General features: G+C 49.9%; 17 protein-coding genes. 1 reads left to right on the forward strand and 16 read right to left on the reverse strand.

Translation table 11 applies throughout. The annotated features are described in order from the left end of the window. Nucleotides 1-35 precede the first annotated feature (35 nt). From OH773_RS13510 to yceD, 16 genes are all read right to left on the reverse strand, one after another. Nucleotides 36-410: a YcfL family protein gene (locus OH773_RS13510; protein ID WP_270139342.1), complete on the reverse strand. Its 375-nt coding sequence runs from the start codon at nucleotides 408-410 to the stop codon at nucleotides 36-38. Between the two features lie 4 nt (nucleotides 411-414). Further along, the gene (gene hinT, locus OH773_RS13515; RefSeq protein ID WP_270139343.1) at nucleotides 415-771 is read right to left on the reverse strand and encodes a purine nucleoside phosphoramidase; all 357 of its coding nucleotides are present in this window, start codon (nucleotides 769-771) and stop codon (nucleotides 415-417) included. Nucleotides 772-919: 148 nt separating this feature from the next. Next, the gene (gene ptsG / locus OH773_RS13520) at nucleotides 920-2,353 is read right to left on the reverse strand and encodes a PTS glucose transporter subunit IIBC (RefSeq protein WP_183271897.1); all 1,434 of its coding nucleotides are present in this window, start codon (nucleotides 2,351-2,353) and stop codon (nucleotides 920-922) included. 301 nt (nucleotides 2,354-2,654) lie between these two features. Then, entirely contained in the window at nucleotides 2,655-3,449 is a 795-nt protein-coding gene (locus tag OH773_RS13525; protein ID WP_183271898.1) for a metal-dependent hydrolase, read from the reverse strand. A 10-nt stretch (nucleotides 3,450-3,459) separates the two neighbouring features. Beyond that, nucleotides 3,460-4,467 carry a DNA polymerase III subunit delta' gene (gene holB, locus OH773_RS13530; protein ID WP_270139344.1) on the reverse strand — a complete coding sequence of 336 codons (1,008 nt, stop codon included), beginning with the start codon at nucleotides 4,465-4,467 and terminating at the stop codon, nucleotides 3,460-3,462. Continuing rightward, nucleotides 4,467-5,105, reverse strand: a complete 639-nt coding sequence (gene tmk, locus OH773_RS13535; protein WP_270139345.1) for a dTMP kinase — start codon at nucleotides 5,103-5,105, stop codon at nucleotides 4,467-4,469. The genes holB and tmk overlap by 1 nt, the downstream gene beginning before the upstream one ends. After that, nucleotides 5,095-6,117, reverse strand: a complete 1,023-nt coding sequence (yceG, locus tag OH773_RS13540; RefSeq protein ID WP_270139346.1) for a cell division protein YceG — start codon at nucleotides 6,115-6,117, stop codon at nucleotides 5,095-5,097. The genes tmk and yceG overlap by 11 nt, the downstream gene beginning before the upstream one ends. Nucleotides 6,118-6,127: 10 nt before the next feature. Next, nucleotides 6,128-6,928, reverse strand: a complete 801-nt coding sequence (gene pabC / locus OH773_RS13545; protein ID WP_270139347.1) for an aminodeoxychorismate lyase — start codon at nucleotides 6,926-6,928, stop codon at nucleotides 6,128-6,130. Nucleotides 6,929-7,165: 237 nt separating this feature from the next. Continuing rightward, complete coding sequence (gene fabF, locus OH773_RS13550; RefSeq protein WP_183271903.1) at nucleotides 7,166-8,407, reverse strand: beta-ketoacyl-ACP synthase II; 1,242 nt, start codon at nucleotides 8,405-8,407, stop codon at nucleotides 7,166-7,168. 88 nt (nucleotides 8,408-8,495) lie between these two features. Further along, the gene (gene acpP, locus OH773_RS13555; RefSeq protein ID WP_034456161.1) at nucleotides 8,496-8,732 is read right to left on the reverse strand and encodes an acyl carrier protein; all 237 of its coding nucleotides are present in this window, start codon (nucleotides 8,730-8,732) and stop codon (nucleotides 8,496-8,498) included. A 155-nt stretch (nucleotides 8,733-8,887) separates the two neighbouring features. Beyond that, nucleotides 8,888-9,622, reverse strand: a complete 735-nt coding sequence (fabG, locus tag OH773_RS13560; RefSeq protein ID WP_034456162.1) for a 3-oxoacyl-ACP reductase FabG — start codon at nucleotides 9,620-9,622, stop codon at nucleotides 8,888-8,890. 14 nt (nucleotides 9,623-9,636) lie between these two features. Continuing rightward, on the reverse strand, nucleotides 9,637-10,566 hold the full coding sequence (gene fabD / locus OH773_RS13565) for an ACP S-malonyltransferase (RefSeq protein WP_270139348.1): 930 nt from the start codon (nucleotides 10,564-10,566) through the stop codon (nucleotides 9,637-9,639). 17 nt (nucleotides 10,567-10,583) lie between these two features. After that, nucleotides 10,584-11,537 carry a beta-ketoacyl-ACP synthase III gene (locus tag OH773_RS13570; RefSeq protein WP_270139349.1) on the reverse strand — a complete coding sequence of 318 codons (954 nt, stop codon included), beginning with the start codon at nucleotides 11,535-11,537 and terminating at the stop codon, nucleotides 10,584-10,586. Nucleotides 11,538-11,542: 5 nt separating this feature from the next. Continuing rightward, nucleotides 11,543-12,577 (reverse strand): phosphate acyltransferase PlsX, encoded by a 1,035-nt coding sequence (gene plsX, locus OH773_RS13575; protein WP_270139350.1) that lies wholly within the window; start codon nucleotides 12,575-12,577, stop codon nucleotides 11,543-11,545. A gap of 11 nt (nucleotides 12,578-12,588) precedes the next feature. After that, nucleotides 12,589-12,759: a 50S ribosomal protein L32 gene (gene rpmF, locus OH773_RS13580; protein WP_038473647.1), complete on the reverse strand. Its 171-nt coding sequence runs from the start codon at nucleotides 12,757-12,759 to the stop codon at nucleotides 12,589-12,591. Nucleotides 12,760-12,775: 16 nt separating this feature from the next. Beyond that, complete coding sequence (yceD, locus tag OH773_RS13585; protein WP_270139351.1) at nucleotides 12,776-13,297, reverse strand: 23S rRNA accumulation protein YceD; 522 nt, start codon at nucleotides 13,295-13,297, stop codon at nucleotides 12,776-12,778. Nucleotides 13,298-13,438: 141 nt separating this feature from the next. On the opposite strand from yceD, the gene OH773_RS13590 reads away from it, so the two are divergent. After that, nucleotides 13,439-14,023: a Maf family protein gene (locus tag OH773_RS13590; RefSeq protein WP_270139352.1), complete on the forward strand. Its 585-nt coding sequence runs from the start codon at nucleotides 13,439-13,441 to the stop codon at nucleotides 14,021-14,023. The last annotated feature ends 41 nt before the right edge of the window (nucleotides 14,024-14,064 follow it).

A 14,064-nucleotide genomic window follows, 5' to 3' on the forward strand; every position in this document is an offset into this window, starting at 1 on the left:
GGTAACGATGGATTCCCTTAATCAAAATTCACCCCTTATAAAGAGAGATAAAGACGAACTTTACGTGCGTCTGGAAAACTGGATATTGATGACACCGAAACACTAGATTTTGCAGGTATCGTAATTGTGCGAGGTTGCTCGAGAGGATGAATCTCCAGCCCTTTTACGTCATACCAGTAAAAACGATAGCTGATGATGACCGGTTTAGACTGTTCATTATACAGTTGGCTGCGCGAAACAGTGGCACCTTTATCAGTTGAAATATCTGGTTTTTCAGCACTGATCCCCGCTGCAAGCACCGACGCTTCCATCACCAACGTTTGCCCATCGCTAACGGGAATGGCTGGTTTTGAACTGCATCCCACCATAAAAATGATGGCCAGTAGCATGAACAGCGAGCGAGTTTTCATCAACTTATCCTTTATGCGCCAGCATCGGCCCTAGTACACGGCCACCCAGCAGGTGCATGTGGATATGGTAAACTTCCTGCCCACCATGGCGATTGCAGTTCATAATCAGACGGTAGCCGTCTTCTGCAATTCCTTCTTGTTCAGCAATTTTTGCAGCTACAGTCACCATGCGACCCAGCGCTAGCTCATGCTCAACGGTAACGTCATTTACCGTTGGGATCAGGATATTAGGAATAATAAGGATATGGGTTGGAGCCTGTGGCGATATGTCACGGAATGCAGTGACTAACTCATCTTGATAAACGATATCAGCCGGAATCTCGCGGCGAATGATTTTACTGAAAATTGTTTCTTCGGCCATGACGTTACCTTTTTCATGAGTGGCGTGCTTTATGCGGCATAGCGTAAGAGTATGAGCGAGTTACGCCTGCTCTTTCAACCTTAACCTGCGAATTATAGACGTAAAAAAGGGAGGCCAATGGCCTCCCTTAGTTCTCCCCAACGACTTCTTAGCTGTTACGGATCCATTCATCCATTTCAGTTTTCAGGTTATCGGATTTAGTACCGAAGATTGCCTGAACACCTGAACCAGCTACTACTACACCTGCCGCACCCAGTTTCTTCAGGCCAGCCTGGTCGACTTTAGAGATGTCGGCCACGCTAACACGCAGACGGGTAATACATGCGTCCAGGTTAGTGATGTTTTCTTTACCGCCGAAAGCGGCAACCAGTGCTGGTGCCATTTCGCTTGTTGAGGTAGTAGAAGCTTCAGCAGTTGCGTCTTCACGACCAGGGGTTTTCAGGTCCAGAGCTTTAATCAGCACGCGGAACACGGTGTAGTAAATCGCCGCGTAGCACAGGCCAACAATTGGGAACAGCCACAGTTTGCTGCTGTTACCGCTCAGCACGATGAAGTCAATCAGACCGTGTGAGAAGGAAGTCCCGTCACGCATACCCAGAAGGATACAGATTGGGAATGCCAGACCTGCCAACACCGCGTGGATGATGTACAGGATTGGAGCAACGAACATGAAGGAGAACTCGATTGGCTCGGTAATACCGGTCAGGAACGAGGTCAGTGCAGCGGAGATCATGATACCGCCGACTTTTGCACGGTTCTCAGGTTTAGCTGAGTGCCAGATTGCGATAGCCGCAGCAGGCAGACCGTACATTTTGAACAGGAAGCCACCAGACAGTTTGCCCGCAGTTGGGTCACCTGCCATGTAACGTGGGATATCACCGTGGAATACCTGACCTGCTGCGTTGGTGTATTCACCAATCTGCATCTGGAATGGAACGTTCCAGATGTGGTGCAGACCAAATGGTACCAGGCAACGTTCTACGAAACCGTAGATACCGAATGCCACAACCGGGTTCTGGTAAGCAGCCCACTGAGAGAAGGTCTGAATAGCCGTACCGATTGGAGGCCAGATGAAGGACAGCACAACGCCCATGAAGATCGCAGCCAGACCAGAAATGATCGGTACGAAACGTTTACCGGCGAAGAAGCCCAGGTATTCTGGCAGCTTGATGCGGTAGAAACGGTTAAACATGTAGGCTGCAATTGCACCAGAGATGATACCGCCCAGAACACCGGTATCCGCCAGGTGTTTTGCCGCGATCTCTTCAGCAGGTAAATGCAGAACCAATGGTGCAACGACCGCCATGGTCTTAACCATGATGCCGTATGCAACTACAGAGGCTAATGCAGAAACGCCATCGTTATTTGTGAAGCCTAATGCAACACCGATAGCAAAAATCAGCGGCATGTTGGCGAATACTGAACCGCCCGCTTCCGCCATAACATGAGAAACCACTGCTGGCAGCCAGCTGAAGTTAGCAGAACCGACGCCCAGCAGGATACCTGCGATAGGCAGTACGGATACTGGCAGCATCAGCGATTTACCCACCTTTTGCAGGTTTGCAAATGCATTCTTAAACATAATTGAGAGTGCTCCTGAGTATTTGTGCTTTTTTTACGCGTTATGCGCATCGGACTGGGGGGAGATCCGGTCCATATACAGGCATCTGAAGTGCCTTTTGATTTATTACGCAGAGTAAAATAAATCAGCGAAAGTTTGTTTGACGGCTATCACGTTTCTCTAATAGCCCTGTGAAAAACTTTCATAAGTTTACAAAACGCGTTTCTAAACGTTACAAAAATGGCCTGCACCGCCCTTTTTGTGGCGGTGCACTTTACCCGCTTCGTTTATTAATTACGAGCTTTAAAATAACTTCGATTTATCAGGCGGATTGCAAGCGTGAGGCGGGAATATGGAACAAAGTGGCGAAGTTTTTTGTCGTCACAACGGCCAATTCCTCAAGAGAAACACCTTTCAGCACCGCCATATATTCCGCCACATCGCGCGTCATTGCCGGTTGGTTTTCCTTACCACGGTGTGGCACTGGCGCAAGGTAAGGTGAATCTGTCTCCACCAATATGCGGTCCAGTGGCACATAACGCGCCGCTTCCCTGAGTTGTTCAGCATTGCGGAAGGTCACAATGCCGGAGAAAGAGATGTAAAAACCCATATCGAGCAATTTCCCAGCAGTTTCTCTGTCTTCTGTAAAACAGTGTAGTACCCCACCGCAGTCTGTCACTTTCTCTTCATGCAGAATCGACAGCGTGTCGGCGCGGGCATCTCGGGTATGAACAATCACCGGCTTGTTAAGTTCGCGACCGATCTGGATGTGATGACGGAACGACTCCTGCTGGCGAGGTTTGGTTTCAGGGGTATAGAAATAATCCAGACCCGTTTCACCTAACGCCACAACGCCGGGATCGGCAGCCAGGCGGCGAAGTTCCTCGACATCATATTCTTCGTCCTGATTCAGTGGATGAACACCACACGAATAAGCGACATTCTGCCGCTCGCCTACCAGTTGGCGCATATTGCGATAACCGTCGAGCGTCGTAGCAACCGCAAGGCAGAACTTCACATCGCGTGCCGCGGCTTTTTCCAGTACGTCATCAACGCTTTTATGCAGGGATTGATAATCGAGGCCATCAAGATGGCAATGTGAGTCAACCAGGAACATACAGATACTCTTAAAGATGGAAGGAAGGAAGGACCGCACCGGGTTGCATTAAACGCTCCCAGGTGAGTAATTGTTCAGTCAGGAGTAATTCTCGATTCACGCCCACAACGCTTAGCAATGCTTCACGGCAGGCAAACCAATTGTGCACAATGGTCTGGAGTATCGCCGGTGTCGCGCTATTGGCAAGATTTGCGACTAATGCTTGTTGATCGTCGTTGGTCAGCCAGGGCGTTGCGCCTTGTTGCCATTTTAGTGCATCAACTAATACAGAGCATAACCAGTGGATGCGAACGGAAGCATCATCACTGTTGAGCGCAGGCAACAACCCCAGCATATTCTTTGCCGCACAAGCTTCATTAAGTTTTTCGCACAACGTCTGGCGATGTTTCCACTGTTCAGGTTGAAGCAACGCCAAAGCGCCTGCAGGGGCACCAGAACTCAAACGCAGCGCAGCGCGTAATTGCTCGCGGTCCAGTGTGATTTCTCGTGCAAGCCAAGCCAGCGCAAAGGTTTCGTCTGGGGGCGTTAGATACCAGTACAGACAACGACTGCGTAACGTGGCGGGTAAACGCGCCGGTTCACGGCATCCGAGGAAGAACCAGGTATTTGCGGGAGGTTCTTCGAGGGTTTTCAGCAACGCATTCGCTGCGGCTTCAGTGAGAAGCCCTGCATCTTCCAGCCAAACGACTTTTGCCCCACCCTGTTGGGCGTGACTGTACAGCTTTTCAGTTATCTCACGAATAGCATCGATGCCAAGACTGGATTTACCCTTTTCAGGTGCGACCACGTAGCTGTCAGGGTGTGTTCCAGCCTGCATCAACTGACAACTGCGGCATTGACCACAGCTTTTGGTGCCTTGTGGTTGCTGGCACATCAACCAGCGTGTGAGTGCGTAGATTAATGCGTCATCACCCATGCCGGATAATGAATGAAGCAGCAAAGCATGGTGACCGCGCCCAGCCTGATACTGGCTGAGAATTTGCTCAAAGGGCGCGCGTAACCATGGATACCATTTCATTACGCTAACCCCTTAGCCCACTCAAGCACAGCGTTCCTCACATCCCGCGAAACATCATCCAGCGTCTGTGTGGCATCAATGGTATGAATGCGGCTGTCGCTTGCAGCGAGTTCCAGATAACGAGCGCGAGTGCGATTAAAGAAGTCGATAGACTCTTGTTCAATTCTGTCGAGCTCACCACGGGCACGGGCACGGGTGAGGCCAACTTCCGGCGTGACATCAAGATAAATCGTCAGGTCAGGATAAAAATCACCCAGCACGGTATTACGCAGCGCCATGAGTAATTTTTGATCAATACAACGACCGCCTCCCTGGTAAGCTTGAGTCGAAAGGTCATGCCTGTCGCCAATCACCCAGGCGCCACGCGCCAGTGCCGGCTTGATAACCGTTTCAACGAGCTGCACGCGGGCTGCATAAAACATCAGCACTTCGGCTTTATCAGTAACGATTTCATCGCCGATGCCTTTGTTGTTTAGCGTCAACTCACGCAATCTTTCCGCAAGTGGAGTACCACCGGGTTCACGAGTGAAAACCAACTCGGTAATTCCCAGCTCTTTTAAGGTCGCAACCACCACGTTATGCGCGTTAGTTTTCCCTGCTCCTTCGAGCCCTTCGATGACGATAAATTTACTGACCATTCTTGTCCTTCAGTGCTTTGATATACACCTGCACAGCCTGATTGTGGCCTGCAAGGTTGGTATTAAATGTATGGCCGCCCTTTCCATCTGCGACAAAATAGAGATACGGCGTTTTTGCTGGGTGAGCAGCGGCTTGTAATGAGGCGTCACCAGGAATAGCAATGGGACCTGGCGGCATGCCGCTAATGACATAGGTATTATAGGCCGTCGGCGTTTCCAGATCTTTTCGCGACAGCTTACCATTATAGCTCTCACCCATACCGTAAATTACCGTTGGGTCAGTTTGTAAACGCATCCCAATGCGTAAACGGTTAATAAATACAGACGCAACCTGGTCACGCTCTTGCGCCACGGCCGTTTCTTTCTCGATTATCGAGGCCATGGTGACTAAATCGTTTTGCGTTTTGTATGGCAGTCCGTCTTTTTTACTATCCCAAGCCGCCTGTACCGCTTTCACCATTCGCTGATGTGCACGTTTTAACAATGCAACGTCTGTGGTATTCGCGGTGTATAGCCAGGTGTCAGGGAAGAACCAGCCTTCAACCCAATCAGGATGCTCAAGCTTTAAAGCTTCGGCAACGGTGGCGTAGCTGTCGTCCTTGAGCGTGTGCTGAATAAACGGGGCTTCACGTAACTGTTTTAGCCAATCGCTCAGACGAGTCCCTTCAACAAAGCGAATGGGGAATTGAGCTTCTTTACCACTGGCTAACAGTTTGAGCATATCCCGAACCGTCATTTGCGGGGTAAAACGGTATGTCCCCGCTTTAAAATTAGCAAGATCAGGCTCAACCTTTAGCAGCCACTGGAATACACGTGGGCGATTGAGCAGTTTTTCTTCATACAACTGTTTACCCAGCGCCAGGCGACCCGTACCAGGCTTGAGCGTAAATATGGTTTCTTGCTGAATAGCCAAATGGCTATTGGCGAGTTGACGGACTTTATATAAGCCAACGCCTGCCGCTACACCCAGCACTACTAACAACAGCAGAAAGAAACGTAGCATCTTTTTCATTGGTAATTGATTACTCACAAAGTGGTGCTAAAAATTGATAAAGCTCTCGAGAATTAAATCGCCAGGATTCAGCCTGGTTCACAGGAATAATGGGCATCAACGCATTGCAAATCAGCACTTCGTCAGCCGCACCCAGGCTGTCCAGCCTTTCTCGTACCTCTGTTACCTGCCACGATGAATCAGCCAGACAGGCGATAATATGCTGACGCATGGTGCCATTCACACCAGATTTATCTACATAAGGCGTAAAAACCTGCGAACCTTTACGCCAGAATAAATTAGCGGCACAGCATTCCGTAAGCCACCCATCGCTGTCAAGAACCAGGGCTTCCTGCGCAGGCGTCTGTTCAAGATGCGTACGAATAAGCACTTGTTCGAGTCGATTCAGGTGTTTAATTCCAGCAAGGTGTGGATTGGTGCCAAGTTGGATCGGGCTTAATGCAAGGCTAATGCCTTGTTCGCGCCATTGAGAATAAAAACCAGGATACGCAGACAGGGTTAACAGGCGCGTCGGCTGCACGCAATTCGCTGCACTATAACCGCGTCCACCACGCCCACGTGTGATCATCACTTTCAACACGGCTTGCTGCTCAGCCGCCGCCAGTTGCTGCATTTCACTTTCCAACAATGACCAATCGACAAAAGGGATCAGGAGTTTTTCACAGGCTTGCTGCAAACGCGCAATGTGTTGCTCTAAAAAGCGAATATTACCGTTGCACACTCGTGCCGTGGTGAAGCAACCATCACCAAACTGCACAGCGCGATCGCTGGCCGGTAGTTTGTCTGTTAACTCGCCATTGATTAAATACATAGTGACTCCACAAAGCTTTGAGAGTTAAGAGTGCCAGTGCGGAAGAGATGCTGCAAGGGAGGGGAATTGAGATGTATATACCCCAAATAATTCGAGTTGTATCACGGCGGCAAGTGAAAGAGTCCCGATGAGCTTACTAAAGTAAGTGATTCGGGCGAGAGAGCGCAGCCAACAATGAGACAACTTGAAGTATGACGGGTATAAAGGGCCCGCACGCGAGCCCTTTATAGAGACGGTTTAGATCTTCTTGAAGATCAGAGAACCGTTTGTACCACCAAATCCGAAGGAGTTACACAGCGTGTATTCCATACCTTTCACCTGGCGGGCTTCATGCGGAACAAAGTCCAGATCGCAGCCTTCGTCAGGGTTATCAAGGTTAATGGTTGGTGGAATCGCCTGATCGCGCAGAGCAAGGATGGAGTAAATTGACTCTACTGCCCCTGCAGCGCCTAACAGGTGACCGGTCATAGACTTGGTTGAGCTTACCAGAACGCGGTATGCATCTTCACCGAAAATAGTCTTAACCGCTTGCGTTTCAGCTTTATCACCAGCAGGAGTGGAAGTGCCATGCGCGTTCACATAACCGACCATCGCTGGTGTAATACCTGCATCACGCAGTGCGTTTTCCATTGCCAGTGCAGCACCTGCACCGTTTTCTGGCGGTGAAGTCATGTGGTAAGCATCGCTGCTCATACCAAAACCAACAACTTCTGCGTAGATTTTCGCGCCACGTTTTTTAGCATGCTCGTACTCTTCGAGTACCATCATGCCCGCACCATCACCCAGTACAAAACCATCACGGTCTTTATCCCATGGGCGGCTTGCCGCTTGCGGGTTTTCATTACGGGTTGAAAGCGCACGCGCAGCACCAAAGCCACCCACGCCCAGCGGAGTACTGGCTTTCTCTGCACCACCAGCAAGCATTGCGTCTGCATCACCATAGGCGATCATACGCGCAGCCTGGCCGATGTTATGCACACCAGAAGTACACGCTGTTGCAATGGAAATGCTTGGGCCGCGAAGACCAAACATAATGGTCAGGTGACCTGCCACCATATTCACAATAGTAGACGGAACAAAGAATGGGCTGATCTTACGTGGACCACCGTTAACTAACGAGGAGTGGTTCTCTTCGATAAGACCCAGACCACCGATACCCGAGCCAATTGCAGCACCGATACGGATTGCATTCTCTTCTGTTACTTCCAGACCAGAATCCAGCATGGCCTGGTGGCCAGCAACAATTCCATATTGAATGAAGGCATCCATTTTGCGCTGTTCTTTGCGCGAAATGATGTCGTCACAGTTAAAATCCTTTACTAAGCCAGCAAATTTCGTTGCATAGGCGGTAGTATCGAAATGGTCGATTAGGCTGATGCCACTCTGACCGGCAAGGAGAGCTTTCCAGGTAGACTCTACGGTATTGCCGACAGGAGACAACATGCCCAGTCCGGTCACAACTACACGACGCTTAGACACGTTTGTCCTCCAGGGAGGGAAAAAAATAAAACTTGTGGGACAATTAGATAAAACTCAGGCGGTCGAATGACCGCCTGGAGATGTTCACTTACGCCTGGTGACCGTTGATGTAATCAATGGCAGCCTGAACGGTGGTGATTTTCTCAGCTTCTTCGTCCGGAATCTCAGTATCAAACTCTTCTTCCAGAGCCATTACCAGCTCAACGGTGTCAAGAGAATCAGCACCCAGGTCCTCTACGAAGGAAGCGGAGTTGATAACTTCTTCCTGCTTAACGCCCAGTTGTTCGCCGATAATTTTCTTAACGCGTTCTTCGATAGTGCTCATACTCTTAAATTTCCTATCAAAACTCGCTTTCGCGATGGTTTTCGTAGTGTATAAAATGTTGAAAAAGATGCAACTAAATCCCGGCAGGTCATACCACGATTTTACGCTATTTTGCGGGCATTCGCCCAAATAACGCAAATAGTTTTATATCGTGGTTAAACCATATACATTCCGCCATTGACGTGCAGGGTCTCACCAGAGATGTAACCCGCCTCGTCAGAGGCTAAAAATGCAACAGCACTGGCGATTTCTTTTGCGTCGCCTAAACGACCCGCTGGAACTTCCGCCAGTATACCCGCACGCTGTTCATCAGAAAGCGCACGCGTCATGTCCGTTTCAATAAAGCCCGGAGCAACAACGTTTACAGTAATACCACGTGACGCAACTTCACGCGCCAGTGATTTACTGAAGCCAATCAGACCCGCTTTCGCCGCAGCGTAGTTTGCCTGACCAGCATTTCCCATGGTACCAACCACGGAACCAATAGTGATAATACGACCATGACGCTTTTTCATCATAGCGCGCATTACCGCTTTTGACAGACGGAAAACTGATGACAGATTGGTTTCGATGATATCGTTCCATTCGTCATCTTTCATGCGCATTAACAGATTATCACGAGTGATACCGGCATTATTGACCAGAATGTCAACTTCGCCAAATTCTGCGCGAATATTTCCTAAAACAGCCTCAATTGACGCTGGATCGGTCACATTCAGCATGTAACCTTTGCCGTTATCGCCCAGATAATCACTGATCGCCTGCGCGCCGCTTTCGCTGGTTGCAGTACCGATAACTTTCGCACCACGGGCCACCAGGGTCTCCGCGATCGCGCGGCCAATACCGCGACTTGCACCGGTTACCAGCGCAATTTTTCCTTCAAAACTCATGGGTTTCCCTCGTCTTACTGCTCTAACGCCGCTGACAGCGCTACCGGTTCGTTAATGGCCGATGCAGTCAGTGTGTCAACAATACGTTTTGTCAGACCAGTCAATACCTTACCTGGCCCTACTTCCAGCAACTGGGTCACACCCTGCGCTGCCATAAACTCAACTGATTTAGTCCACTGTACCGGGCTGTAAAGCTGGCGTACCAAAGCGCTGCGGATAGCTTCTGGTGAAGTCTCACACTTCACATCGACATTATTCACAACCGGTACAGATGGCGCGTTGAAAGTAATATTTTCCAGCGCAACCGCCAGTTTGTCTGCCGCAGGTTTCATCAGCGCACAGTGAGACGGCACACTAACCGGTAACGGCAGAGCACGTTTTGCGCCGGCGGCTTTACAAGCCGCACCTGCACGCTCTACGGCATCTTTGTTGCCCGCAATCACAACCTGGCCTGGTGAGTTAAAGTTCACCGGAGATACCACTTCGCCCTGAGCCGCTTCTTCGCAGGCTTTAGCGATAGATGCATCATCAAGACCGATGATGGCATACATTGCGCCAGTACCCGCAGGAACCGCTTCCTGCATCAATTTGCCGCGTAATTCGACCAAACGCACAGCGTCTGCGAAATCTATTACGCCCGCACAAACCAGAGCAGAGTACTCACCAAGGCTATGTCCGGCCATCATTGCAGGGGTTTTGCCACCCTGCTGCTGCCAAACGCGCCACAATGCAACAGAAGCTGTCAGCAACGCAGGCTGCGTTTGCCAGGTTTTGTTCAATTCTTCGGCCGGACCTTGTTGGGTCAGAGTCCACAAATCATAGCCCAGTGCATCAGAAGCTTCGCGGAAGGTTGCTTCAACAACCGGGTTTGCGGCTGCGATTTCAGCCAGCATACCAACAGCTTGCGAACCTTGCCCAGGGAAAACAAAAGCAAATTGAGTCATGGTTAAATCCCTAATAATCAAAAACGAACCAGTGCTGAACCCCAGGTAAAGCCGCCGCCGAAGGCTTCGAGCAATACCAGTTGGCCACGTTGAATTCGACCATCCCGAACCGCTTCGTCAAACGCTGCCGGTACAGAGGCCGCAGAGGTGTTACCGTGCCTATCAAGGGTCACAACGACATTATCCAATGACATACCAAGTTTCTTGGCTGTCGCACTAATAATGCGTAAGTTAGCCTGATGCGGTACCAACCAATCAAGATCCGAACGATCCAGATTGTTCGCCTCAAGGGTTTCATCAACAATGTGTGCAAGTTCCGTCACAGCCACTTTGAACACTTCGTTACCCGCCATGGTCAGGTAAGAAGGATTCTCAGGATTAAAACGGTCTTTATTTGGCAGTGCCAGCAATGAGCCGTAGCTACCATCAGCATGAAGATGCGTAGAAATAATGCCTGGCTCTTCACTTTTACTGAGAAGCACCGCACCTGCACCATCACCAAAAATAATTATTGTGCCGCGATCCGTCGGATCGCAAGTGCGGGCCAACACATCCGCACCAATAACCAGCGCGTAATCCACAGCACCGTTTTTCACGTACTGATCGGCAATGCTTAATGCGTAGGTAAAACCTGCGCAGGCCGCTGCGACATCAAATGCCGGGCAGCCTTTAATTCCTAACATGCTCTGAATCTGGCAAGCAGCGCTTGGGAAAGCATGAGTCGAAGAAGTTGTTGCTACAATAATTAGCCCAATTTCAGATTTATCGACACCTGCCATTTCCAGGGCGCGCGTTGCCGCAGCAAAACCCATCGTTGCAACGGTTTCATCCGGCCCAGCAACTCGACGCTCACGAATACCTGTACGGGTGACAATCCACTCGTCAGAAGTATCCACCATTTTTTCCAGGTCGGCGTTGGTACGCACGTGTTCGGGCAGATAGCTGCCCGTACCAATAATCTTCGTATGCATGTACGTCAGTCACTCTTGGGTAATACAGATTCCAGGCGGGCAGCAATCCTCGTTGGGACTTGCCGCGCCACCGCCTGCACTGCCTGTTCAATAGCGACAACAAACGCTCGCTGATTGGCCGCTCCGTGACTCTTAATCACTGTGCCGCGCAATCCTAACAGACAGGCGCCATTATACTGGTCGGGGTTGAGGTGACTGAATCGCCTGGTCAGGCTTTTTTGTAACCAATGTTTCAATATAATTAGCCACCACGACCTTTTTTTCCCTTCGCCCTGTGATTTCAAAAGCGAAAGAAACATTCTTGCAACACCTTCCATCGTCTTGAGAGTGACATTACCGACAAAGCCATCACACACCAGCACGTCGGTTTTTCCCGTCAACAACTCGTTTGCTTCAAGATAACCAATATAGTTGATAGAAGGCATTGTTTTTAATAAAGCTGAGGCATCACGAATACTATCAAGACCTTTCGTCTCCTCTTCGCCAATGTTCAGCAGGGCAACTCTTGGGGAGTTGATGCCGAGAACTTCTTCAGCCATCACAGAACCCATTATCGCGAATTGCACCAACATATTGCTGTCACAATCAACGTTGGCGCCGAGATCCAGCACCACCGTTTTGCCCTTTTGCTGATGAGGTAAAACCGTCATCAACGCAGGACGCTCAATGCCTTCAATCGGCTTGAGCAATAATTTAGCCAGGCCCATCAGTGCACCGGTATTTCCTGCACTGACACACGCCTGGGCTCGCCCTTCTTTCACTAACTCAAGCGCCACTCGCATTGAGGATCCGCGACTATTTCGGATCGCTTGCGAAGGTCTTGCATCACTGGCAATAACCGATTCCGCAGGAACAATCTGCGCACGTGAACGTTTTTCAAAATCAGCTTTGGCAAGTAATGGCGTGATGGCGTCGGGGTCGCCGACTAATAGAAGGTTTAGCTGAGAGTTAGAGTCCAGTGCCTGCAAAGCTGCAGGCACTGTCACGGAAGGACCGAAGTCCCCACCCATGGCATCTAACGCAAGGGTTAGACGTGTCAAGGAATCGCCAATTACTTAACGATAACCTTGCGGCCGCGGTAGAAACCGTCGGCTGTGATGTGGTGACGCAGATGAGTTTCGCCAGAAACTTTGTCCACGGACAGGGTAGCTGTGGTCAGCGCGTCATGGGAACGACGCATGCCACGTTTGGAACGGGTTGGTTTATTCTGTTGTACGGCCATGGACCTTACTCCTCAATTACTTACGCTTTAAACTGGCTAATACGGCAAATGGGTTTGGTTTCTCCGCCTCGGAAGGCAGTTTGCCAAATACCATGTCCGCCTCGGACACTTCACAGTGTTCAGAATCATGCACCGGAACCACTGGCAAGGAGAGGATAATTTCATCTTCAACCAACGCCAGAAGATCGATTTCACCAAATTCGTTGACCTGAACTGGTTCATATCCTTCCGGGAGTGCTTCAGCCTGCTCGTCTTTGACGATCGGGCTAAAACAATACTGTGTGTAGACCTGATGGGCAAACGGCTTTCCGCAACGCTGACATGCAAGTGTTAACGAAACCTTCGCATCACCGGTAAGAACCGCGAGGCGTTGGTTGTCGATGGCAAATGACATATCGCATTCCACATCACTGTCTACACTGACTACGAATTCGGCGACGCGCTCAACCTGAATAGAGGTGTAAACACCCTGGTAATCAAGGCGTTTCTGAGCCGTACGAACCGGATCGAGAGTCAGGGGTAATTTTACTTTTTGCATAGGGCGCGCATATTAACTTTGTAACGTCATAGAGTCAAAGAAAAAGGCCTGGAAACAGCGCCTTTGCCATTTATTCGCACACATTGCGGTTGCACAGTTTAAAATGCCTTTATCCGAATCGCTATCATTAATGAAAAAAATATGACGCAAATTGTTCTCGCCTCAACCTCACCCTACCGTCGGGAGCTGCTTGAAAAGCTCGGTATGCCCTTTATCACCGCGGCTCCACAGGTTGATGAAACGCCAACGGCTGGGGAAAGCGCCCGCCACTTAGTGATGCGCCTGGCGCAAGCCAAAGCACAAGCATTGAGCACTGAATATCCTAATCATTTAATTATTGGTTCAGATCAGGTCTGCGTATTAGAGGGAAAAATCGTCGGAAAGCCGCATACCGAAGAAAAAGCGGTGGAACAATTGCTGATGGCTCGCAACACTATTGTTACCTTTTATACAGGGTTGGCTCTTTTTAATTCAGCTTCCGGGAATTTACAGGTGATTTGCGAACCTTTCGATGTCCATTTCCGCCATCTGAGTGAGCAAGAAATCCGCAATTATGTGCGTAAAGAGCAACCTTTGCAGTGTGCAGGAAGTTTTAAAAGTGAAGGATTGGGAATCGCATTATTCGACAGGCTTTCCGGGAAGGACCCGAATACCCTGGTGGGGCTGCCGTTGATGAGCTTGTGCGAGATGCTCAACAACGAGGGATGCAATCCGCTGCTCATGTAATTTATGTAGGGTGGAGACACGCAGAGGCGTCATCCACCCTT

Source organism: Buttiauxella sp. WJP83, assembly GCF_027594725.1.
Lineage (GTDB): Bacteria > Pseudomonadota > Gammaproteobacteria > Enterobacterales > Enterobacteriaceae > Buttiauxella > Buttiauxella selenatireducens.